Origin of the sequence: Variovorax sp. 22077 (assembly GCF_052044195.1) — a bacterium.
Lineage (GTDB): Bacteria > Pseudomonadota > Gammaproteobacteria > Burkholderiales > Burkholderiaceae_C > Variovorax > Variovorax atrisoli.
Map to the genome: position 1 here is coordinate 302,282 of NZ_JBQEQC010000004.1, position 20,859 is coordinate 323,140.

Genomic DNA, 20,859 nt, shown 5'->3' on the forward strand with positions numbered 1-20,859 from the left:
TTGCGGGCCCCGTTTCATTTCGCATGGAATGAAACGAAACCGCTGAAGAAGTTGACGAGCCTTACCCCTGGCACTGACTACGCAGTTAGGGCTGCTTGGTTCCCCACCTGACCCGGTTGGCCACTTCACCATGCAGGGAGGCCCGTCAGCGCGTATTGTAACCCCCCGGGCCGGGCGCACTTCGTGTCGCTTCGGCAATTCCCCTGCTGGGGCGACACCGGAGGACCGGCGCAGCCCGGATCCTCGATGTCCTGCGAAAAGGCCCTGCCGAGCTATCGGGAGGGGTCCCTCGTGCCTTTTAGAATGCCCGCAATGTCTTATCTCGTGCTCGCCCGCAAGTTCCGTCCGAAAACCTTCGGTGAGATGGTCGGCCAGGGGCATGTGGTTCAGGCGCTCGAGAACGCGCTGACGACTCAGCGCCTGCATCACGCCTATCTCTTCACCGGCACCCGGGGTGTCGGCAAGACCACGGTTTCGCGGATCCTGGCGAAGTCGCTCAACTGCCAGGGGCCGGACGGGCAGGGCGGCATCACTGCCACGCCGTGCGGCGTCTGCCAGGCCTGCCGCGACATCGATGCGGGCCGCTTCGTGGACTACACCGAACTCGACGCGGCCTCCAACCGCGGCGTGGACGAGGTGCAGTCGCTGCTTGAACAGGCGGTCTACAAGCCGGTGCAGGGGCGCTTCAAGGTCTTCATGATCGACGAAGTGCACATGCTCACGAACACCGCGTTCAACGCGATGCTCAAGACGCTCGAGGAGCCCCCCGAGTACCTGAAGTTCGTGCTGGCCACGACCGACCCGCAGAAGGTGCCGGTGACGGTGCTGTCGCGCTGCCTGCAGTTCAACCTGCGGCCGATGGCGCCGGAGACGGTGCTCGAGCACCTCACAGCCGTCCTGCAGACCGAGAACGTTCCTGCCGAACCGCAGGCGCTGCGCCTGCTGGCGCGGGCGGCGCGCGGTTCGATGCGCGATGCGCTCTCGCTCACCGACCAGGCGATCGCTTTCGGCAACGGCGAGCTCGTCGAAGCCGGCGTGCGCCAGATGCTCGGCAGCGTCGATCGGGGCCACGTGTTCCGACTGATCGAGGCGCTGGCGCAGGGCGACGGCAAGACGGTGGTCGAGACTTCCGAGGCACTGCGCGTCGACGGCATGTCCGCTGCCTCCACGCTGGAAGAAATGACGGCCGTGCTGCAGGCCATGGCGGTACTGCAGGCCGTGCCCTCCCGCGCGGAAGCGGCGGCAGATGCCGCCACCGACCCCGACGCGGCCGACACCGCGCGCCTCGCGGCGCTGATGCCGGCCGACGAAACCCAGCTGCTCTACAGCCTGTGCCTGCACGGCCGTGGGGAGCTGGGCCTGGCCCCGGACGAGTACGCCGCGCTGACCATGGTGCTGCTGCGGCTGCTGGCATTCAAGCCTTCCAGCGCGGCCGCCTCGACGGCCACCCCGGAAAAAAAAACTCTGAATGAAGCCGCGGCCGCAGCGCCGCAGGCTCCCGCGGCGCGCGTTTCGCCGCCTGCGCCGGCTCCGGCGCCCGTCGCTTCTGCACCCGTTGCTGCCAGGCCTCCGGCGGAGCCTGCCGTCGCGCCGGCCCCGGCGCAGTCGGCACCGTTTCCCGCAGGCCATCGCCTCGCTGTGGTGGACGAACCCCGGCAGGCCGATCCTCGTGCCGACAGCCATGGCGATGCGCCTGCCAAGGTCGTCGGCGTGCCGATCCGCGTGCAGCCGCCGCCTAGCGCCCGCGACACTCCGCGCGCCGACGAGCCGCGCAGCACCTTCACCCCCATTCCGACCAGCGAGGACGGCGATTTCTGGTACGCCACGGTCACGCAGCTGGTCGCGGCGGAGGCCATCACCGCGCTGGCGCGCGAGCTCGCGCTGCAGTCGCAGCTGGTGGGCCGCGACACCGACCAGTGGCTGCTGCGCATCGAGCGCGAGACGCTCAACCAGCCGTCCGCCCGCGAGAAGCTCACCGCGGCGCTCAACGGTGCGGGCCACAGCGTCAAGCTCGCCATCGAGGTCGGCAGCGTGGTCGACAGCCCCGCGCGCCGCAACAGGCAGGCGGCCGACGAGCGCCAGCGCCTGGCCGAGGAAGCCATCATGAGCGACCCCGAGGTGCAGGCGCTGATGCGCGATTTCGACGCGAAGATCGTCCCCGGCACGCTCAAGCCGGCCTGAGTTCGCGTCTCCCGTATCCTTCACCCACTTTCCAACCGACAGATCAGGACCAACGATGTTCAACAAAGGACAACTGGCCGGCCTCATGAAGCAGGCTCAGGCAATGCAGGAAAACCTCAAGAAGGCCCAGGAAGAACTGGCCACCATCGAGGTCGAAGGCGAATCCGGCGCCGGCCTCGTCAAGGTCGTCATGACCTGCAAGCACGACGTCAAGCGCATCACCATCGACCCCAGCCTGCTGGCGGACGACAAGGACATGCTCGAGGACCTCGTGGCCGCTGCCTTCAACGCCGCCGTGCGCAAGGCCGAGGAAACCAGCGAGCAGAAGATGGGCAAGCTCACGGCCGGCATGCCGGGTCTTCCCCCAGGCATGAAGCTGCCGTTCTGAACAGGCTGCAGGCATAGATGGCAGACGCCAGTTCGCTCGACGCCCTGGTCGATGCGCTGCGCCGCCTGCCCGGCGTCGGCGTCAAGTCGGCCTCGCGCATGGCGTTCCATCTGCTCCAGCACGACCGCGAGGGTGCGCAGCTTCTCGCGCGCGCCTTGCAGCAGGCGGCTGGGCAGGTGCGGCATTGCGAGCGCTGCAACACCTTCACCGAGGCGCCGATCTGCAGTGTCTGCCTCGACACGCGGCGCGACCCGACCAAGCTCTGCGTCGTCGAGACGCCGGCCGACCAGGCGGCGCTCGAGCGCACCGGCGCCTTCCGTGGCTACTACTTCGTGCTGATGGGCAAGCTCAGTCCCCTCGACGGCGTGGGCCCGAATGACATCGGACTGCAGAAGCTCTTCGACCGCGCGCGCGACGGCACGGTGAGCGAGGTCATCCTCGCGACCAACTTCACCGCCGAAGGCGAGGCCACGGCGCACGTGATCGGCGAGGGGCTGAAGCAGCGCGGCCTCAGGGTGACGCGCCTCGCGCGCGGCGTGCCGGCCGGCAGCGAGCTCGAGTACGTCGATCTCGGCACCATCGCGCATGCGCTGGTGGATCGCAGGTAGAAGATCGGCAGATGACCCTCTCGCTGCTCACCGTCGCCTACTGGTGCGTGCTCGTCGCCTGCGTGCTGCCGTACGTCGCGGCATGGATCGCCAAGGCGGGCGGCTTCGGTCCGCGCGACAACACGCATCCGCGTGAATGGGCCGCGAAGCAGAGTGGCTGGCGTGCACGCGCCAACAGTGCGCAGGCCAACAGCTTCGAGGGCCTGCCGTTCTTCATCGGCGCGGTGGTCATCGCGCACCAGCTCGGCGCCGCGCAGGCGCGCCTCGACATGCTCGCGGTGGCCTACGTGGTGCTTCGCGTGATCTACATCGCGCTCTACATCAGGGGCGTCGGCAGCGCGCGCAGCGCCGTCTGGGCACTCGCGTTCCTGGTCAATATCGCGATACTTTTTCTGGCTCGCTGAAGCCTTGCCGAAGGCTTCTCTGCGAGGCCTTCATGCTTACGTGGAAACCCGCACGGGATCACCCCGATGCAGTTGCCAGTTGCGGCCCCTAAGCTCGATTCAGTTCCTTACGAATCACAGAGCCCACAAGCAACAGTCCAGGCAACAGTTCCGGGCAAGTTCCAGGCAAGTCTTCATGCTTCATCGCCGCACTCTCATCACTGCTTCCGCCATCGCTGCCGCGACCATCGCGCTGCCGCGTGTCTTCGCGCAGCAGGCCAAGCTTGAGAAGACCAAGGTCTCCATCGCGGTGGGCGGCAAGGCGGCGTTCTACTACCTGCCGCTCACCATCTCCGAACAGCTCGGCTACTTCAAGGCAGAAGGGCTCGACGTGGAGATCTCCGATTTCGCCGGCGGCGCGCGCGCGCTGCAGGCGGTGGTGGGCGGCTCGGCCGACGTGTGCTCGGGCGCCTACGAGCACACCATCAACCTGCAGGCCAAGAACCAGTTCTTCCAGGCTTTCGTGCTTCAGGGGCGCGCACCGCAGATCGCGGTGGGCGTGTCGACGAAGAACATGGCCGGCTACACCGGCATCCAGGATCTCAAGGGGAAGAAGATCGGCGTCTCGGCTCCGGGCTCGTCGACCAACATGGTGGCCAACCTCGTGCTGTCGCGCGGCGGGCTCAAGGCCAGCGACGTGAGCTACATCGGCGTGGGCGTGGCCGCGGGCGCGCTCACCGCGCTGCGATCGGGCCAGATCGACGCCATCAGCAACACCGACCCGGTGATGACGATGCTGGAGCAGAAGGGCGACGTGAAGATCATCAGCGACACGCGCACGCTCAAGGGCACGCAGCAGGTGTTCGGCGGCACGATGCCGGCGGCCTGCCTCTATGCGTCGTCAGACTTCGTCCAGAAGAATCCCAACACATGCCAGGCGCTGGCGAACGCCATCGTGCACGGACTCAAGTGGCTGCAGACGGCCGGACCGGGCGACATCATCAAGACGGTGCCCGAGACCTACCTGCTGGGCGACCGCGCGCTGTACCTCGCCTCGTTCGACAAGGTGCGCGAGTCGATCGCCACCGACGGCCTCGTGCCCGCCGACGGCCCCAAGACCGCGCTGAGCGCCATCGCGAGCTTCGACACCACGGTGAAGGCCGAAAAGATCGACCTCGCCAGGACCTACACCAACGATTTTGCAAGGCGCGCCAAGGACAGGTTCAAAGCCTGACTACGCATGTCCCGCGACCCGGCTCAGGCCGGGTTTTTTCTGCCATGTCCGAACACGCACTCGAACTCCTTTCCATCAGCTGCACCTTTCTCTCGAAGGACGACCCCGGCCAGCGCTACACGGCGGTGGCCGACACCACGCTGCGGGTGAAGGCGGGCGAGTTCGTCTCGGTGGTCGGACCCACCGGCTGCGGCAAGTCGACGCTGCTGAACGTGGGCGCGGGCCTGCTGCAGCCTTCCTCGGGAACGGTGAAGGTCTTCGGCCAGACGCTTTCGGGCGTCAACTCGCGCGCGGGCTACATGTTCCAGTCGGAGGCGCTGATGCCCTGGCGCAGCGCCATCGACAACGTGATGGTCGGCCTTCAGTACCGCGGCGTGCCCGAGGCGCAGGCGCGCGACCAGGCCGAGGCGTGGCTCTCGCGCGTGGGGCTCTCGGGCTTCGGCGACCGTTACCCGCACCAGCTTTCCGGCGGCATGCGCAAGCGCGTGGCGCTGGCACAGACGCTGGTACTCGACCCCGACATCATCCTCATGGACGAGCCCTTCAGTGCGCTCGACATCCAGACGCGGCAGCTCATGGAGAACGAGGTGCTAGAGCTCTGGAGTGCGAAGAAAAAAGCGGTGCTCTTCATCACGCACGACCTCGACGAGGCCATTGCGATGAGCGACCGCGTGGTGGTGCTGTCGGCCGGGCCTGCCACGCACCCCATCGGCGAGTTCGCCATCGACCTGCCGCGCCCGCGCGACGTGGCCGAGGTGCGCACGCAGCCGCGCTTCGTCGAGCTTCACACCCAGATCTGGGAGGTGCTGCGCGACGAGGTGCTCAAGGGCTACGCGCAGCAACTCAGGAAGGCCGCGTGATGGCACGGCCGGGCTTGAACGAGCGCAATGCGCGCTTCTGGCAGCTGGCGCTGCTGGCGCTGATCCTCGTGGCGTGGCATGTGGCCTCGCGCAACCAGCAGATCGCCTTCTTCCTCGGGGAGCCCATCCAGGTGGCGGGGCGCATCTGGAGCTGGTTCCTGCCCTTCGAGGTGCCGGCCAACGCGCTCTTTCCGGAAGGCCTGAAGGGCAACGCCGACATCTACCAGCACCTTGGCACCACGCTGCTCGAGACGGTGCTGGCCTTCGGCATCGGCACGGTGCTCGGGCTGGCCTGCGGACTGTGGCTGGCGCTCGCGCCCACGGCGAGCCTGATCCTCGATCCGTACATCAAGGCGGCCAACTCGATGCCGCGCGTGATCCTCGCGCCCATCTTCGCGCTGTGGTTCGGCCTCGGCATCTGGAGCAAGGTGGCGCTGGCGGTCACGCTGGTGTTCTTCATCGTGTTCTTCAACGTCTACCAGGGCGTGCGCGAGGTGAGCCCGGTGGTGCTGGCCAACGCGAAGATGCTGGGCGCCAACCAGCGGCAGCTGCTGCGCACCGTATACCTGCCGAGCGCGACCAGCTGGGTGTTCTCCAGCCTGCACACCTCGGTGGGGCTGGCCTTCGTGGGCGCGGTGGTGGGCGAGTACCTGGGCTCGGCGCGCGGCGTGGGCTACCTGATCCTGCAGGCCGAGGGCACCTTCGACGTCAACACCGTGTTCGCCGGCATCGTGGTGCTCACGGCCTTCGCACTGGCGCTGGACGGGATCGTCGGGGTCATCGAAAGACGGCTGATGAAGTGGCAGCCGAAGACCGGCGAGACCGAGAAGCTCTAGGAGGGCGCCAGTTCGCCTCCGTGCGATGATCGCGCGCGACGCCGCAGGGCGTCGCAACGATTCATGGGAGTGAACGAACAATGAGCCACGACGACAACCACAAGCGGGCCACGACCCTGCGCTCGCGCAGCGAGGCGGCAAGGGTCTCCAACGAAGAGCTGTTCTTCGACCTGGTCTACGCGTTCTCCGTCACGCAGCTTTCCCACTACCTGCTGGACCACCTCACGCTCCTGGGGGCGCTGCAGACGATGGTCATTTGGTTCGCCGTGTGGCTGGGCTGGCAGTACACCGCCTGGACGACCAACTGGTTCAACCCCGGCACGCTGCGCATCCGCGGGGTGCTGTTCGCGATCATGCTGCTGGCCATGGTGATGGCCTCGGCCCTGCCCGGCGCCTTCGCCGAGCGCGGACTGGTGTTCGCGCTGTGCTTCGTCGGCATCCAGGCGGGGCGCACCTTCTGCATGCTGGTCGCCATCGGTCCGAACGATCCGCTCACGCCCAATTTCCGCCGCCTGCTGGCGTGGAACTGCGTGGCCGGCGTGTTCTGGATCGCCGGCGGCCTGGCCGAAGGGCAGGCGCGCCTCGCGCTGTGGTTCGGCGGCGTGCTGTGCGAATACATCGCGCCGATGATCGGCCTGCGCTTCCCGGGCCTGGGCCGCTCGCTGACCAGCGACTGGACCATCGACGGCGGCCACCTGGCCGAGCGCTGCCAGCTCTTCGTGATCGTCGCGCTCGGGGAGTCGGTGCTGGCCACCGGCATCGCCTTCGGGCACCACGTCGAGTGGCACGGCATCGACCTGTTCGCGCTGCTCGTGGGCTTCGCGGGCAGCCTGGCGATGTGGTGGATGTACTTCGACACCAGCGCCAGGGAAGCCACGCACGTCATCGAGCATGCGAAGGACCCGGGCGCCATCGGCGCGAAGTTCCACTACACGCACGTGATCCTGGTGGCCGGCATCATCGTCTGCGCCGTGGCCGACGAGCTGACGATCGGCGAGGGCTCGCACCATGCGGAGCTCAAGTACCTGGGCGCGCTCATCGGCGGCCCCGCGATCTATCTCTTCGGCAACGCGCTCTTCAAGCGCGTGGTGCGCGGCTTTCTGCCGCAGTCGCATCTCTTCGGACTGGGCTTCCTGGCGCTGCTCGCGGTGTTCGCCTCGCACATGACGGTGCTGGTGGTGGGTACGCTCACCACCGTCATCATGATCGGCGTTGCCGCGATGGAGGCCGTGGTGCGCAGAAGGGCGCAGCAGGCGCCGAAGGCTCACTGAGCCTTCGGTTCGCGGCTTTCAGCGCTTCTTCTTGGACGGCGTGCCGCCGCGCTTCTCGCGCACGACCTGCTGCTTGCTGCTGGCAGGCACCTTCACGACACTGCCGGCGCCGCGCGGAGCGGCAGCCTTCGAAGGCGCGCCGCCACGGCGATTGGGAACCGGCGCCGCGGCATGCGAAACGGCCCGGATGCCGGTGCCCGCGCGGGCAGCCGGGGTTGCGCGCACCGGCAGGTAGACCACCACGCTGTAGCCGCGCTTGAACGCGTGGTTCGGCTTCACGTCGTTCCACTCGGCCACGGCCGAAGGCTTGAGGTTGTAGCGGCGCGCGATGCTCGCGACGTTGTCGGCGCGGCCGGCCTTCACGGTCGTGCGGCGCGTGACGATCTCGGGCTGGAAGCTCAGGTGGCCGCTGTCGGCCACCACGGCCGCCACGTCTTCCTTCACGCGGGAGCCGCGCGGCACGATCAACGTCGAGCCGGCCTTGATGAGCATGCGCGGCGGGATGTTGTTGATGGAGCGCAGGTCGTTCTCGCTCATGCCCGAGCGCTGGGCGGCGTCGGCCACCGTCATGGTGTTGGGCACGACCCACGCGGTCCAGCTCGCGTACTGTCCCTGCGAGTAGGCGTCGAAGTTGCGCTGGAACACGGCCGCGTTGTCCCACGGCAGCAGGATCTGCGGCGTGCCGGCGGCGATCAGCACCGGCTTGTGCGCGGCGGGGTTCAGCGCGCGGAAGTCCTCGATGCGAACGTCGGCCAGCTTGGCGGCGAGCTCCACGTCGAGGTCGCGCGTGAGCGTGACGGTCTGGAAATAGGGGTGGTTGGGGATCAGCGGCAGCTCGGCGTTGAATGCCTGCGGATTCGCCACGATGTTCTTCACCGCCTGCAGCTTGGGCACGTACATGCGCGTTTCGGCGGGCATGGTGAGGTCGCTGTAGGTGGTGGGCAGGCCCAGGCGCTGGTTCTTGGCGATGGCGCGGCTCACGCTGCCTTCGCCCCAGTTGTAGGCGGCCAGCGCGAGCTGCCAGTCGCCGAACATGCCGTAGAGCTTCTGCAGGTAGTCGAGCGCTGCGCGGGTGGAAGCCACCACGTCGCGGCGGTCGTCGCGGAAGATGTTCTGCTTCAGGTCGAAGTCGTTGCCGGTGGCCGGCATGAACTGCCACATGCCCGCCGCGCGGGCACTGGAGATGGCCTGCGGGTTGAACGCGCTCTCGATGTACGGAAGCAGCGCCAGCTCAGTGGGCATGTTGCGCCGCTCGAGCTCTTCGACGATGTGGAAGATGTACTTGTTCGAGCGCTCGGTCATGCGCTGGATGTAGTCGGGCCTGCTCGCGTACCACTGCTCGCGGTCGCGCACGAGGTCGTTGTCGAGGTCCGGCATCTTGAAGCCGCGGCGGATGCGGTCCCACATGTCGGCCGGCGGCGCGAGCGTGACGACGCTCTGCGAATGGGCCTGGCCGCTTGCAAGGGGAGTGAGGGCGTCGCGCGGATAGACGGGGGTGGCGCTGCCGGCCACCTTGGAGCCGGTGCCGCCGGCCGATGACGACGAGGAGGGTGAGGAAGAGGAGGTGCTGGAGCTGTTGTTCGTGCCCGCGCAGCCCGCGAGCACCAGTGAACCTGCAAGGCAGGTGGCAGCGATCAGTTTCATCGGAAGTCGTTTTTCCATTGGCGCAGTGCGGCGAACACGTCGGCCTCGGCTGCATCGGCAGCCAGCTCGGCATGGGCACGCACAGCTCTAAGGACAGAGGCTTCGCGGCTGCGAAGGAAGGGGTTGACCTGGCGTTCGATCGCCAGTTGGGACGGCAGCGTGGGCTGCCCCTTGGCGCGCAGGTTCTCGCAGCGCGCGTTGTACTGAGTCAGCTCGGCGTTGGCCGGTTCCACGGCTTGAGCGAAACGCAGGTTAGAAAGTGTGTATTCGTGGGCGCAGCATACGCGGGTGTCGCCGGGCAATGCGGCGAGCGCGTCGAGCGAGGCCAGCATCTGCGCGGGCGTGCCTTCGAAGAGGCGTCCGCATCCGCCGGAGAAGAGCGTGTCGCCGCAGAAGAGCAGCGGCGCGTCTTCGCGCGAGGTTTGCGCGGCCGGAAGGAAGTAGGCGATGTGCCCGGCCGTATGGCCCGGCACGTCGATGACCTCGAAGCGCAGTCCGAGCGCCTCGGCGATGTCGCCCTGCGCCAGCGGCGTGAAGGGCTCGGGGATGCGCTCGCGCGCGGGGCCCCATACCTGCGCGCCGGTGGCGGCATGCAGCGCGGCCACGCCGCCGGTGTGATCGGGGTGGTGGTGCGTGACTAGAATCGCGGCCAGCTGAAGCTTGTCGCGCGCCAGCGCGTCGAACACCGGCTGGGCATCGCCCGGATCCACCACGATGGCGTGGAGCCCGTCGTGCAGCATCCAGATGTAGTTGTCAGCGAAAGCGGGCAGCGGAACAAGGGTCATGAGCGGTCAAATTATAGGTTTGCAGGATTGGTTCGCGACCCCCCCGGGGCGCTACCTGCTGGCTTGGGAGCAGGCCCAGTTCGACCAGGCGGTGGCCGACATCTTCGGCTATCACGCACTCCAGCTGGGGGCCGCCGAGGTCGATGGCCTGCGCACCAACCGCATGCCGCACCGCTGGCTGGCGCTGGACGACCCGGCCCGCGGCGGCAGGGCCACGCTGCTCACCGACTTCGCTGCCCTGCCTTTCGCGGCCAACAGCCTCGACCTGGTGGTGCTGCCGCACGCGCTCGAGCTGAGCCCCGACCCGCACGCCACGCTGCGCGAGGTCGAGCGGGTGCTGGTGCCCGAAGGGCGCGTGGTGATCTGCGGGCTCAATCCGACCAGCCTCTGGGGCATGCGGCAGCGCCGCGCGCACATCTATCGGCGGCTGGGCATCGGCGATCTCTACCTGCCCGAGGGCGGGGAGTTCATCGGCTACTGGCGCATGCGAGACTGGCTGCGCCTGCTGAGCTTCGAGGTGGAATCGGGCCGTTTCGGCATCTACCGGCCGGCGGTGCGCAGCGAGGCCTGGCTGGAGCGGATGCGCTGGATGGACACTGTCGGCGAGCGCTGGTGGCCCATCTTCGGCGCGGCCTATTTCCTGGTGGCGGTGAAGCGAGTGCGCGGCATGCGCCTGCTGAGCGCCGAGTGGCGCCGCGCCGGCGCCCGCGCGACGGCGCCCGTGCCCATCGCCGGCAAGGTGCATCGCGACGGAAACGGCAAGAATTGAAAGACATGAAGACCGATCGGAATCGAATGAAGAAGAAGGAAACGTCAGCTTGAACGAAGTCGTGATCTACACCGATGGCGCATGCAAGGGCAACCCCGGCCCGGGCGGCTGGGGCGCGTGGCTCAAGTCGGGCGCCAGCGAGAAGGACCTGTTCGGCGGCGAACTCAACACCACCAACAACCGCATGGAGCTCACCGCCGTCATCGAGGGCCTGTCCGCGCTCAAGCGGCCCTGCAAGGTGCTGCTTTACCTCGACAGCCAGTACGTGCGCAAGGGCATCACCGAATGGATCCGCGGCTGGAAGGCCAAGGGCTGGGTCACCGCGAGCAAGGAGCCCGTTAAGAACGCCGAACTCTGGAAGCGGCTCGACAAGCTCGTGACCGAAGGCGGCCACGAGATCGAATGGCGCTGGGTCAAGGGCCACTCCGGCGATCCGGGCAACGAACGCGCCGACATGCTGGCCAACAAGGGCGTGGAAAAGGCGCTGGGCCGAATCTGAGCAACCCCGAGGGGGCTTGTGCGGTGCAGGCACCTTTCAAGGGACACCGACGAACCGGCTCGCCCGGTCCTCAGGTGTCGCCCCCGGCGAGGGGGTTGGCGAAGCGATACGAAGTGCGCGAAGCCTGGGGGGAGAGCTAAATACTCCCGTCGAACATCATCACGTCGACTTCCTCTCCCGCCGCGACGCTGCCCTGGTCATGGCGCAGCACCACCAGGCCGTTCGCTTCCACCATCGAGCTGAGCACGCCCGAGCCCTGGTTGGAAGCAACGCACACCTCGGGCAGCGCGCCGGGCACGGTCTTCACGAAACCGCGTTGATATTCGGTTCGGCCCGGCTTTTTGCGGATCGGACCCGTGCTGCGTGCGCGCAGCAGAGGCGGCGGTGCGGCCGCCGCCTCGTGGCAGCCCATCATGCGAAGCAGCGCAGGCCGGACGAAGGCGAGAAAAGTCACCATCACCGCCACCGGATTGCCCGGCAGGCCGAACAGCACGGCCGGCGGCTTCGATGCGCTTTCCTCCGCGGGAATCAGCCCCACCGCCAGCGGCCGGCCCGGCCGCATCGCGACGCGCCAGAAGGCCATGTCGCCCAGCTCCTGCATCACCGCGCGCGTGTGGTCCGCCGCACCCGCGCTCACGCCGCCGCTGGTGACGATGGCGTCGGCCTCGCGCGCCGCGCGCCGCAGCGTGGCGGCGAGCGTCTCCGGATCGTCGCGTACGAGGCCGAGGTCGAGCACCTCGCAGCCCAGCCGCGTGAGCAGCCCGATCACCGTGTAGCGGTTGCTGTCGTACACGGCGCCTTCGCGCGGCGCGTCGCCCAGGCTCAGGATCTCGTCGCCGGTGGAGAAGCAGGCCACCCGCAGGCGCCGCAGCGCTGGCACGCCGGGCAGTCCCAGGCTCGCGACCATGCCGAGCGCGGCGGGCGAAAGGCGTTCGCCCTTGTGCAGCGCGGGCTGGCCCTTCATGAGGTCTTCTCCGGCGAAGCGGCGGTTGTCGCCGCGGCGCAGCACCCTGGCGGGGAAGCAGACGAGCTCGCCGTCGACCTTGCAGAACTCCTGCGGGATCACGGTGTCCAGGCCCGCCGGCATCATCGCGCCGGTCATGATGCGCACCGCATCGCCCGGCCCGAGCACGCCTCGCCATGCCGAACCCGCCAGCGCCGTGCCCACCACGCGCAGCGTGACCGAGGCGTCGCTGGGCGCGTCAACGGGCAGCACGGCGCCGTCGAAGGCATAGCCGTCCATGGCGGAGTTGTCGTGCGGCGGCACGCTGATGGGCGAGACGATGTCCTCGGCCAGCACGCGGCCGAGCGCTTCGGCCAGCGGGACGTTCTCGCGCCCGGTGACGACGGCCGTGGCCGCCAGCTGGGAAAGGAAGGCGTGGACGGCTTCGACGCTCAGGTCGGCGCCGTCTTGGCCCGTGAGGGCGGAAGCGAGTTCTGCGATGCGGCTCATCTCATCGGTTTTCGAGGGCGTGCAGTTCGGCGAGGGTGTTGGCGTTGAAGAACGCGTCGGGCGCGTCGCCGGGGCGGTCGAAGGGCACTTGCACGGCGCGATGCTGCGCGATCCAGGCGTGGACCTTGCGGCCGCCGGCGGCGGTGTAGCGAAGCAGGCTGTCGCGCAGGGTGGCGCGCAGCAGGCAGAAGACGGGCTGGGGGCGCAGCACCGGCGGGCCGCCGTCCTCGGCGGGCTCGGGCGCGGTGGCCATGGCGATGTCTGCATCGTCGGCGACTGCCGCTTCGGCGAGGCGGGCGGCGAGGTCCAGAGGGAAGAGGGGCGTGTCGCAGGGCACGGTCAGCAGCCAGGGCGTTGCGCAGTGCTCAAGCCCGGTCAGGAAGCCCGCCAGCGGGCCAGCGTGGTCGGCGAGGCTGTCGGGCCAGACCGGCGCGCCCAGGGCTTCGTATTCGGTGAGGTTGCGGTTGGCATTGACCAGGAACGGGCCTACCTGCGGCGCCAGCCGCCGCATCGCGTGCAGCGCCAGCGGTTCTCCATTGAAAGGCTGCAGCCCCTTGTCGACGCCGCCCATGCGCGAGCCGCGGCCGCCGGCCAGCAGCAGCCCCGTGATGTCGGCGGACGCGATGCTGGCGTGCGCGGGCATGGCAGGCGCACGCCTCATCCGCCGATGTAGCTCATCTCGACGCGGCGCGGGCCCTTGGAGCCGGCGTCGCCGTTGCCGCTGTCGCCATCGGGGCCGCGCAATGCGCGCAGCTCGGAGTAGCGGTCGGCGCGCCCCTGCCAGATGTGGCCGATGGCCGAGGCGATGTCTTCGTCGCTGGCGTCGCCGCGCAGCAGCGGGCGCAGGTCGTGGCCGGCGCTTGCGAACAGGCACAGGTACAGCTTGCCTTCGGTGGACAGCCGGGCGCGGCTGCAGTCGTGGCAGAAGGCCTGCGTGACGCTGCTGATGACGCCGATCTCGCCGCCGCCATCGGCATAGGCCCAGCGCCGGGCGGTCTCGCCGGGCGTCGCGGCTCCGAGCGGCACCAGCGGGAATTCGGAATGGATGCGCGTGACGACGTCGGCCGAGGGCAGCACCTCGTCCATGCGCCAGCCGTTGGTGGCGCCCACGTCCATGTACTCGATGAAGCGCAGCACCACCTTGCCGCCGTGGTGCTTGCGGAAGTAGCGCGCCATCGGCAGGATTTCCTGCTCGTTGGTGCCGCGCTTGACCACCATGTTGACCTTGACGGGCCCGAGGCCCGCGGCCAGCGCCGCGTCGATGCCCGCGAGCACGTCGGCCACCGGGAAGTCGACGTCGTTCATCTGGCGGAACACGGCGTCGTCGAGGCTGTCCAGGCTCACCGTCACGCGCTGCAGGCCGGCGGCATGCAGGCCGGCGGCCTTGCGCGCGAGCAGCGAGCCGTTGGTGGTGAGCGTGAGTGCCAGCGGCTCTCCCGCGGGCGTACGGATCTGGGCGAGCTGCTCGACCAGGCCTTCGATGTTCTTCCGCAGCAGCGGCTCGCCGCCGGTCAGCCGGATCTTGCGCGTGCCGTGCGCGGCAAAGAGGCGGGCCAGCCGGGTGATCTCCTCGAAGCTCAGCAGGGCGCTGTGCGGCAGGTACTTGTAGTCCTTGTCGAACACGTCCTTGGGCATGCAGTAGCTGCAGCGGAAGTTGCAGCGGTCGGTCACGCTGATGCGCAGGTCGGTCAGGGGCCGGCCCAGCCGGTCGAGCAGCATGCCGGTGGCAGGCACGGCGACCTCCGGCACGGCCACCGCGGGGCGTGCTCGGCCGATGCTGGAGATCGGGATGACGGTGCTGTCGCTGCTGCTTTTCATGGCTTCTGGGGGCGTGGCCCGATTTTGCGCCAGGCCCCAAGGGCCTGTGGAACACAGGCTACTTGATCACGGCCGCATAAATCATGTCCCGGGTCAATGTTCTGTAATGTGTCCTGTATTTCGGCGACTGCAGCATCAGCACCACGAACATCTCGTTCTTGGGGTCGACCCACATGTAGGTGCCGCCCGCGCCGCCCCAGTTGTATTCGCCGCCCGCCGAGGGGTAGGGCGCCTCGCCGTCGTTGCGGCGCACCGCGAAGCCCAGGCCGAAGCCGTAGCCAGGGCCCGGCAGGTACAGCGGGCCGGGCACGATGCCGGCGCCCGCGTTGGAGTGGTCGGCGGTCATCAGCGCGATGGTGCGCGGGCCGAGATAGCGCCTGCCATCGAGCGAGCCGCCATTGATCAGCATCTGCAGGAAGCGCGCGTAGTCGTTCGCGGTCGACACCAGCCCGCCGCCGCCGGACTCGTACCTGCGCACGATGCGCGGGTTGTTGAAGTCGGCGCCGACGCCGAAGCTGCGGTCGCTGGGCAGCGGCTCGGCGATGCGCGCCTGGCGTGCGGGCTCGGGCACGTAGTAGGTTGTGTCCTTCATGCCCAGCGGGTCGAAGAGCCGGGCCTTCTCGAACTGGTAGAGCGACTGGCCCGAGACCACCTCGATCACCCGCCCGAGGATGTCGGTCGACTGGCTGTAGTCCCAGGTCGTGCCGGGCTGGTAGGCCAGCGGCAGCTTCGCCAGGCGCTGGGAGAACTCGGCCAGCGTGGGGTCGCCCGCGCCCAGGTTGGCGGCGTTGTAGGCCTGCTTCACGAGGCCCGGGCCGAAAAAGCCGTAGGTCAGGCCCGAGGTGTGGCGCATCAGGTCGTGCACGGTGATCGGGCGGCGCGCGGGTACGGTCTCGAGCACCGGCTTGCCGTCGGCGCCGGGCTTCTCGACGCCCACGGTCATGTTCGCGAATTCGGGCAGGTAGGCCGAGACCGGGTCGTCGAGCTTCAGCCGGCCGTCTTCCACCAGCATCATCGCGGCCACCGTGGTGATGGGCTTGCTCATCGAGTAGATGCGGAAGATGCCGTCGCGCGGCATCGGCGTGCCGGCGGCGCTGTCGAGCTTGCCGACCGGCTCGAACCACGCCACCTTGCCCTGGCGGGCCACCAGCAGCACCGCGCCGGGGATCTTCCCGGCCGCCACGTCGGCCTTCAGCACGTCGCCGAGCATCTGCAGGCGCTGGCTCGACAGCCCGACCTCCTCGGGCGTGGCCGCGGGCAATTGCTGCGCCGCCGCGAGCAGGGGCAGGGCCAGTGCCAGGCCGAGCGTTGCGGCGCGCAGCTTGCGCTTCAGGAATCTCATGGTGTCGTCTCCGTCTCGTTGTGGTGGATGAAAAAACGAAAACCGTGCAGGGCAGCCGTGGCGCCGCCCGTGCCGAACCGCCCGCTGGCCGGCGCTATCCGCGGCAGAGCTTCAGGTTCGTGCGCGTGGCCCGGACCACGGGCAGATAGATGTCGGCATCGGCCGGCGGATAGTTTTCCTTGATGCCGTCGTCGGTGCGGGCCGCGTCCTCGGCCAGCGGCTGCAGCGTCTTGAGGCAGGCTGCGCGGTCGTTCAGCTTGTATTGCGTGAGGGCGAGGTCGTTGCGCAGCCAGGCCTTGGTGATCCAGTCGAGCGTCCTCTCGCAGTCCGAGAGCACCGGCGCGAGGGTGGTCTGGGCGGCAGCGTAGTCCTTGGCGTCGTACTGGCGCTTGAAGGTCTTGCGCGAGCCGGCCACGGCCTTGTCGGCGCAGGAGGGAATCGGGCGGATGTAGGTGCCCTCGAAGGCGGCGCGCATGCCGCAGTAGCCGCGGCACTGATCGGAGCCGTTGGTCGTGACCTGCAGCTTGTCGGCTTCGGCCGAGAAGCTCACCACGCAACCCGTGTCGTCCAGCTTGGCCTTGCCGCGCACGATGGTGCCGTCGAGCGCACAGGTGTGGGCGTTGGTGCCGATGGTGGTGATGTCGAAGCGGCCGCCGGGCTTGATGTGCAGCGAGCCGCTGCCGCCTTCGTAGATGTAGTCGCCTGCAGGCGGATTGCCGCTGGCCTGGGCTGCCGCGACTCCGGTACCCAGGAGCAGCGCGAGGGGAAGAAGAACGGATCGAGCGAGCTTCATCTTTGGTGATCTCCCGTAAACATGCCGCGGGACAGTGTATCGATCGTTGCCGGAAGCTTCCGGCTTGGCCGGTCTGCGTTATTCAGCGCTCGATATCTTGACGTAGACAATGAGAATTTCTATCATTTGGACGCCTGAGTACGCACACGTCGTCAACGCAAAGGGCTCTTCCAACCAAAGGAGCGCCCCGACCGTGCCGTACACCCTGCCAGCCTTGCCCTATGCCTTCGATGCGCTCGAGCCCCACCTCGACGCGCTGACGATGGAAATCCACCATGGCAAGCACCACCAGACCTACGTCAACAACCTCAATGCGGCGCTGAAAGACACGCCGCACGAGCAGACACCGCTCGACGAACTGATCGCCGGGGTCGAGCAACTGCCCGAGCCGCTGCGCGCGCCGGTGCGCAACAACGGCGGCGGGCACGCCAACCACACTCTGTTCTGGACCGTCATGGCACCGGTCGGCCAAGGCGGCGGCGGATTGCCCACCGGAGCGCTCGCCAAGGCCATCGATGCCGACCTGGGCGGCTTCGACGCCTTCAAGGATGCATTCACCAAGGCCGCCCTCACGCGCTTCGGCAGCGGCTGGGCGTGGCTCTCCGTGGGCCCCGGCGGCAAGCTTGCGGTGGAAAGCAGCGGCAACCAGGACAGCCCGCTGATGCGCGGCATCGGCTCTGGCAACACGCCGATCCTCGGGCTCGACGTGTGGGAGCACGCCTACTACCTCAAGTACCAGAACCGCCGCCCCGAGTACATCGCGGCCTTCTACAACGTCGTGAACTGGGCCGAGGTGGCCCGGCGCCACGCTGCCGCCATCGGCGGCTGAGGAGAAGCCCATGAACGAGCCGCGACAGGGCGCCGTGGTGCAAGGCGGGCAGCCGAGACCCGCCAGGCCGTTGCGCGAACGGATCGGCTTCGCCATCGTCGCGGCCGGCGTGGTGGTGGGGATCGTGCAGTTCTGGCAGTTCGTGCGATCCGATCCGCTGGCGTGGAATGCCTTGCTCGGCGGCTCGGTCGCTGCGCTGGCGACGGCGCTCGGAACGCTGCCGGTGCTGTTCTCGCAGAAGCTGCCGGAGCGCCTGCAGGACACGCTCTTCGGCTTCGGCGCCGGCGTGATGCTGGCGGCCAGCGCCTTCTCGCTGATCATCCCGGGCCTGGAGGCCGCGAAGAACGCGGGCACCTTCGGCGGCGGCAGCTGGGCAGCGGGCGGGGTGATCGGCTCCGCCATCCTGCTCGGCGGCATGGCGCTGATGCTGATGGACCGCGTGCTGCCGCACGAGCATTTCATCAAGGGCCGCGAAGGCAATGCCGCCAGGCAGCTGCGCCGCACCTGGCTCTTCGTCTTCGCGATCGCGCTGCACAACGTGCCCGAGGGCCTTGCCATCGGCGTGGGCTACGCGGCCAACAACGGATTGCGCGCCGATGCGCTGGCCACCGGCATCGCGATCCAGGACGTGCCCGAGGGGCTGGTGGTCGCGGTGGCACTGCTGGCCGCAGGCTACGGCCGTGGCTTCGCAGTGCTGATTGGCATGTTGTCGGGGCTGGTCGAGCCCCTGGGCGCCGTGCTGGGCGCGGCCGTGGTCGGGCACTCGGCGATGCTGCTGCCCTGGGGGCTGGGCTTCGCGGCAGGCGCGATGCTCTTCGTGATCAGCCACGAGATCATTCCCGAGTCGCATCGAAAGGGGCACGAAGCCTTCGCCACCAGCGGGCTGATGATCGGCTTCGTGCTGATGATGCTGCTCGACACCGCCCTGGGCTGACGCGCCTGCCCGCGCGGCGCGCCAAGGCGTTCAGCCGTGCTTGACGGCGACGGTCTTCAGCGTCGTGAAGCCGTACAGCGCCTCGAAGCCCTTCTCGCGGCCGTAGCCCGACGACTTCACACCGCCGAAAGGCAGCTCCACGCCGCCGCCGGCACCGTAGTTGTTGATGAACACCTGCCCGCTCTTCACGCGCTTGGCCATGCGGAACTGGCGCGCGCCGTCGGCCGTCCACACGCCGGCAACCAGGCCGAAGTGGGTGGCGTTGGCGAGCGCGACGGCTTCGTCTTCGTCGGCGAACTGCATCGCGGCCAGCACCGGGCCGAAGACTTCTTCCTGCGCGAGGCGGTGGTCCACCGGCACATCGCGCAGCAGGGTGGGGGCCTGGTAGAAGCCGGTCTCGGGCGCTTCCTCGACCACGATGCCCTGCGCCACCATCGGGATGCCGGCGTGCTGCGCGTCGCTCAGGAAGTCCCACACGCGCTGCTGCTGCGTCTGGCGGATCAGCGGCCCCACGTCGAGGTCCATGGCTGCCGGGCCGACGCGCAGCGCCTCGAAGGCGTGGCCCAGGCGTTCCAGCAGCGGCTCGTAGATGTCGCGCTGGATCAGCACCCGCGAGCCCGCCGAGCAGGTCTGGCCGGCGTTCTGCACGATGGCGTTGATGACCACCGGAATGGCCGCGTCCAGGTCGGCGTCCGCGAAGATGATCTGCGGGCTCTTGCCGCCAAGCTCCAGCGTGACCGGGCAATGCCGTTCGGCCGCCACCTGCTGGATGAGCGTGCCGATCTTCGGGCTGCCGGTGAAGCTGATGTGGTCGATGCCCGGGTGGCGTGCGAGCGCGTCGCCCACCTCGTGGCCGTAGCCCGTCACGATGTTCAGCGCGCCGGCCGGAAAGCCGACCTCGGCTGCCAGTTGCGCCACGCGGATCAGCGACAGGCAGGCGTCTTCCGCCGGCTTGACCACGCACACGTTGCCCGCCGCCAGGGCGCCGCCAACGCTGCGCCCGAAGATCTGCATCGGGTAGTTCCAGGGAATGATGTGGCCGGTCACGCCGTGCGGCTCGCGCCAGGTGAAGACGCTGTAGCCGTCCTGGTAGGGGATGGTCTCGCCGTGCAGCTTGTCGCAGGCGCCGGCATAGAACTCGAAGTAGCGCACCAGCGCCACCGCGTCGGCGCGCGCCTGCTTGACGGGCTTGCCGCAGTCGCGCTGCTCGATCAGCGCGAGCTCGTCGACGTGCTCGGCGATCTTCTGAGAGAGCTTGAAGAGCAGGCGGCCGCGGTCGGCTGCGCTGACCTTGTGCCAGACGCCATCGAAGCAGTCGCGCGCGGCACGGACGGCGGAGTCGATGTCGGCGGCATTGCTGCGCTGGATTTCGTCGAAGGGCTGGCCGTCGGAGGGGTCGATGACCGGCAGGGCGCGGCCGGAGGAGGACGGGACGTCCGCGTTGGCGATGTAGTTGAGCTGCATGGGGCGGGATTTTGCGCGAAGCCTGCGAAACCCGTGGCCGCTGCGCCGCCCCGACCCTGGCCTCGAGGCCCATTACTTGCTGGCGGCGGTCGTCTTCGGCAGCGCCTTCACCGCATTCAGCATGCGCTCCACGTGCTTGTCCGGGTTCAGGTTCTGGTAGTAGTAGGCGACCTTGCCGTCAGGCGCGATCACGTACGACAGGCGGTTGGCGAAGTCCGGTCGGGTCTGCATCAGGGCGTCGAAGCCCTGGATCACGGCCTTGCTCTCGTCCGAGGCGACCGGGAAGCGGCTCTGGCAGGACTTGACCGAGAACTTCGACAGGGTACCTATGTCGTCGGCCGAGACGCCGATCACGCTGGCGCCCAGCGCGGCGAACTGGTCGATGGCCTCGGCGAAGGCGTGGGCCTCGATGGAGCAGTCGCTGGAGTCTGCCGCCGGGAAGAAATACACCACCACCGGGCCCTTGGCGAGCGCCTCGGCCAGCGAGTAGCGGAAGGTCTTGCCTCCGAGCGCGGCGTTGGCGGTGAACTTGGGCGCCGGGTCGCCGATGTCGAGGGCGGCCGAGGCGGTATTCGTAAGAGCCGCAAAAAAGGCGAGGCAGGCGATGCGGTGGGGAAGCGAACGGGCCATGATGTAACTCCGCAGCGGTGTGGATCGAATTCTAGGCCGGAGCCTTCCCGAGAAGGGGCTCGAAGCGCCTTGAAACCGGGGCCGACCGGCTGGCGTACTGCAGGACAACAAGGACGAAGAACCACAAGAAGACGACCT

The 20,859-nt window shown here is 68.4% G+C and carries 21 protein-coding genes and 1 other RNA gene; 12 read left to right on the forward strand and 10 right to left on the reverse strand.

Features of this window, described 5'->3' with window-relative positions:
* Positions 1-50: 50 nt before the first annotated feature.
* Positions 51-147: signal recognition particle sRNA small type (gene ffs / locus ACTJLF_RS07920), an RNA gene on the reverse strand.
* A gap of 165 nt (positions 148-312) precedes the next feature.
* On the opposite strand from ffs, the gene dnaX reads away from it, so the two are divergent.
* The 8 genes from dnaX to ACTJLF_RS07960 all read left to right on the forward strand — a co-directional run bounded on the left by dnaX (position 313) and on the right by ACTJLF_RS07960 (position 7,761).
* Entirely contained in the window at positions 313-2,181 is a 1,869-nt protein-coding gene (gene dnaX, locus ACTJLF_RS07925) for a DNA polymerase III subunit gamma/tau (protein ID WP_440882805.1), read from the forward strand.
* Between the two features lie 55 nt (positions 2,182-2,236).
* Complete coding sequence (locus ACTJLF_RS07930) at positions 2,237-2,569, forward strand: YbaB/EbfC family nucleoid-associated protein (RefSeq protein ID WP_019653034.1); 333 nt, start codon at positions 2,237-2,239, stop codon at positions 2,567-2,569.
* A 17-nt stretch (positions 2,570-2,586) separates the two neighbouring features.
* Positions 2,587-3,177: a recombination mediator RecR gene (gene recR / locus ACTJLF_RS07935; RefSeq protein ID WP_019653033.1), complete on the forward strand. Its 591-nt coding sequence runs from the start codon at positions 2,587-2,589 to the stop codon at positions 3,175-3,177.
* An 11-nt stretch (positions 3,178-3,188) separates the two neighbouring features.
* Positions 3,189-3,581: an MAPEG family protein gene (locus ACTJLF_RS07940; protein ID WP_440882806.1), complete on the forward strand. Its 393-nt coding sequence runs from the start codon at positions 3,189-3,191 to the stop codon at positions 3,579-3,581.
* A gap of 175 nt (positions 3,582-3,756) precedes the next feature.
* Positions 3,757-4,794, forward strand: coding sequence for an ABC transporter substrate-binding protein (locus ACTJLF_RS07945; RefSeq protein WP_019653031.1), 1,038 nt, complete (start codon positions 3,757-3,759; stop codon positions 4,792-4,794).
* A 44-nt stretch (positions 4,795-4,838) separates the two neighbouring features.
* On the forward strand, positions 4,839-5,654 hold the full coding sequence (locus ACTJLF_RS07950; RefSeq protein WP_126184291.1) for an ABC transporter ATP-binding protein: 816 nt from the start codon (positions 4,839-4,841) through the stop codon (positions 5,652-5,654).
* Positions 5,654-6,490, forward strand: coding sequence for an ABC transporter permease (locus tag ACTJLF_RS07955; RefSeq protein WP_019653029.1), 837 nt, complete (start codon positions 5,654-5,656; stop codon positions 6,488-6,490). The genes ACTJLF_RS07950 and ACTJLF_RS07955 overlap by 1 nt, the downstream gene beginning before the upstream one ends.
* 80 nt (positions 6,491-6,570) lie before the next feature.
* Positions 6,571-7,761: a low temperature requirement protein A gene (locus tag ACTJLF_RS07960; RefSeq protein WP_440882807.1), complete on the forward strand. Its 1,191-nt coding sequence runs from the start codon at positions 6,571-6,573 to the stop codon at positions 7,759-7,761.
* Between the two features lie 18 nt (positions 7,762-7,779).
* On the opposite strand, the gene ACTJLF_RS07965 is transcribed toward ACTJLF_RS07960, so the two are convergent.
* Complete coding sequence (locus ACTJLF_RS07965; protein WP_019653027.1) at positions 7,780-9,405, reverse strand: transglycosylase SLT domain-containing protein; 1,626 nt, start codon at positions 9,403-9,405, stop codon at positions 7,780-7,782.
* Complete coding sequence (gene gloB, locus ACTJLF_RS07970) at positions 9,402-10,190, reverse strand: hydroxyacylglutathione hydrolase (RefSeq protein ID WP_019653026.1); 789 nt, start codon at positions 10,188-10,190, stop codon at positions 9,402-9,404. Before gloB ends, ACTJLF_RS07965 begins: the two co-directional genes overlap by 4 nt.
* Between gloB and ACTJLF_RS07975 the strand changes: the two genes are divergently transcribed.
* Together ACTJLF_RS07975 and rnhA are read left to right on the forward strand one after the other, a co-directional pair.
* Positions 10,189-10,959 (forward strand): class I SAM-dependent methyltransferase, encoded by a 771-nt coding sequence (locus ACTJLF_RS07975; RefSeq protein WP_240650026.1) that lies wholly within the window; start codon positions 10,189-10,191, stop codon positions 10,957-10,959. The genes gloB and ACTJLF_RS07975 overlap by 2 nt on opposite strands.
* A 49-nt stretch (positions 10,960-11,008) precedes the next feature.
* Positions 11,009-11,458, forward strand: a complete 450-nt coding sequence (rnhA, locus tag ACTJLF_RS07980; RefSeq protein ID WP_019653024.1) for a ribonuclease HI — start codon at positions 11,009-11,011, stop codon at positions 11,456-11,458.
* Between the two features lie 136 nt (positions 11,459-11,594).
* Here the strand turns inward: rnhA and moeA are convergent, their stop codons facing one another.
* The 5 genes from moeA to ACTJLF_RS08005 form a co-directional block, all read right to left on the reverse strand.
* A complete protein-coding gene (moeA, locus tag ACTJLF_RS07985; protein ID WP_440882808.1) occupies positions 11,595-12,911 on the reverse strand; it encodes a molybdopterin molybdotransferase MoeA in 1,317 nt (438 codons plus the stop codon).
* A gap of 1 nt (position 12,912) precedes the next feature.
* Positions 12,913-13,572, reverse strand: a complete 660-nt coding sequence (mobA, locus tag ACTJLF_RS07990) for a molybdenum cofactor guanylyltransferase MobA (protein WP_440882809.1) — start codon at positions 13,570-13,572, stop codon at positions 12,913-12,915.
* A complete protein-coding gene (gene moaA, locus ACTJLF_RS07995) occupies positions 13,569-14,729 on the reverse strand; it encodes a GTP 3',8-cyclase MoaA (protein WP_440882810.1) in 1,161 nt (386 codons plus the stop codon). The genes mobA and moaA overlap by 4 nt, the downstream gene beginning before the upstream one ends.
* 58 nt (positions 14,730-14,787) lie before the next feature.
* On the reverse strand, positions 14,788-16,071 hold the full coding sequence (locus ACTJLF_RS08000; protein WP_440882811.1) for a serine hydrolase domain-containing protein: 1,284 nt from the start codon (positions 16,069-16,071) through the stop codon (positions 14,788-14,790).
* A gap of 94 nt (positions 16,072-16,165) precedes the next feature.
* Complete coding sequence (locus tag ACTJLF_RS08005; RefSeq protein ID WP_440882812.1) at positions 16,166-16,864, reverse strand: hypothetical protein; 699 nt, start codon at positions 16,862-16,864, stop codon at positions 16,166-16,168.
* 193 nt (positions 16,865-17,057) lie between these two features.
* Between ACTJLF_RS08005 and ACTJLF_RS08010 the strand changes: the two genes are divergently transcribed.
* Both ACTJLF_RS08010 and ACTJLF_RS08015 read left to right on the forward strand, forming a co-directional pair.
* Complete coding sequence (locus ACTJLF_RS08010) at positions 17,058-17,693, forward strand: superoxide dismutase (protein ID WP_126184282.1); 636 nt, start codon at positions 17,058-17,060, stop codon at positions 17,691-17,693.
* 10 nt (positions 17,694-17,703) lie between these two features.
* Positions 17,704-18,627: a ZIP family metal transporter gene (locus ACTJLF_RS08015; protein ID WP_440882813.1), complete on the forward strand. Its 924-nt coding sequence runs from the start codon at positions 17,704-17,706 to the stop codon at positions 18,625-18,627.
* Between the two features lie 30 nt (positions 18,628-18,657).
* On the opposite strand, the gene ACTJLF_RS08020 is transcribed toward ACTJLF_RS08015, so the two are convergent.
* Positions 18,658-20,091 (reverse strand): aldehyde dehydrogenase family protein, encoded by a 1,434-nt coding sequence (locus tag ACTJLF_RS08020; protein ID WP_440882814.1) that lies wholly within the window; start codon positions 20,089-20,091, stop codon positions 18,658-18,660.
* A gap of 72 nt (positions 20,092-20,163) precedes the next feature.
* Positions 20,164-20,721, reverse strand: coding sequence for a peroxiredoxin (locus ACTJLF_RS08025; protein WP_019653015.1), 558 nt, complete (start codon positions 20,719-20,721; stop codon positions 20,164-20,166).
* Positions 20,722-20,859: the final 138 nt, after the last annotated feature.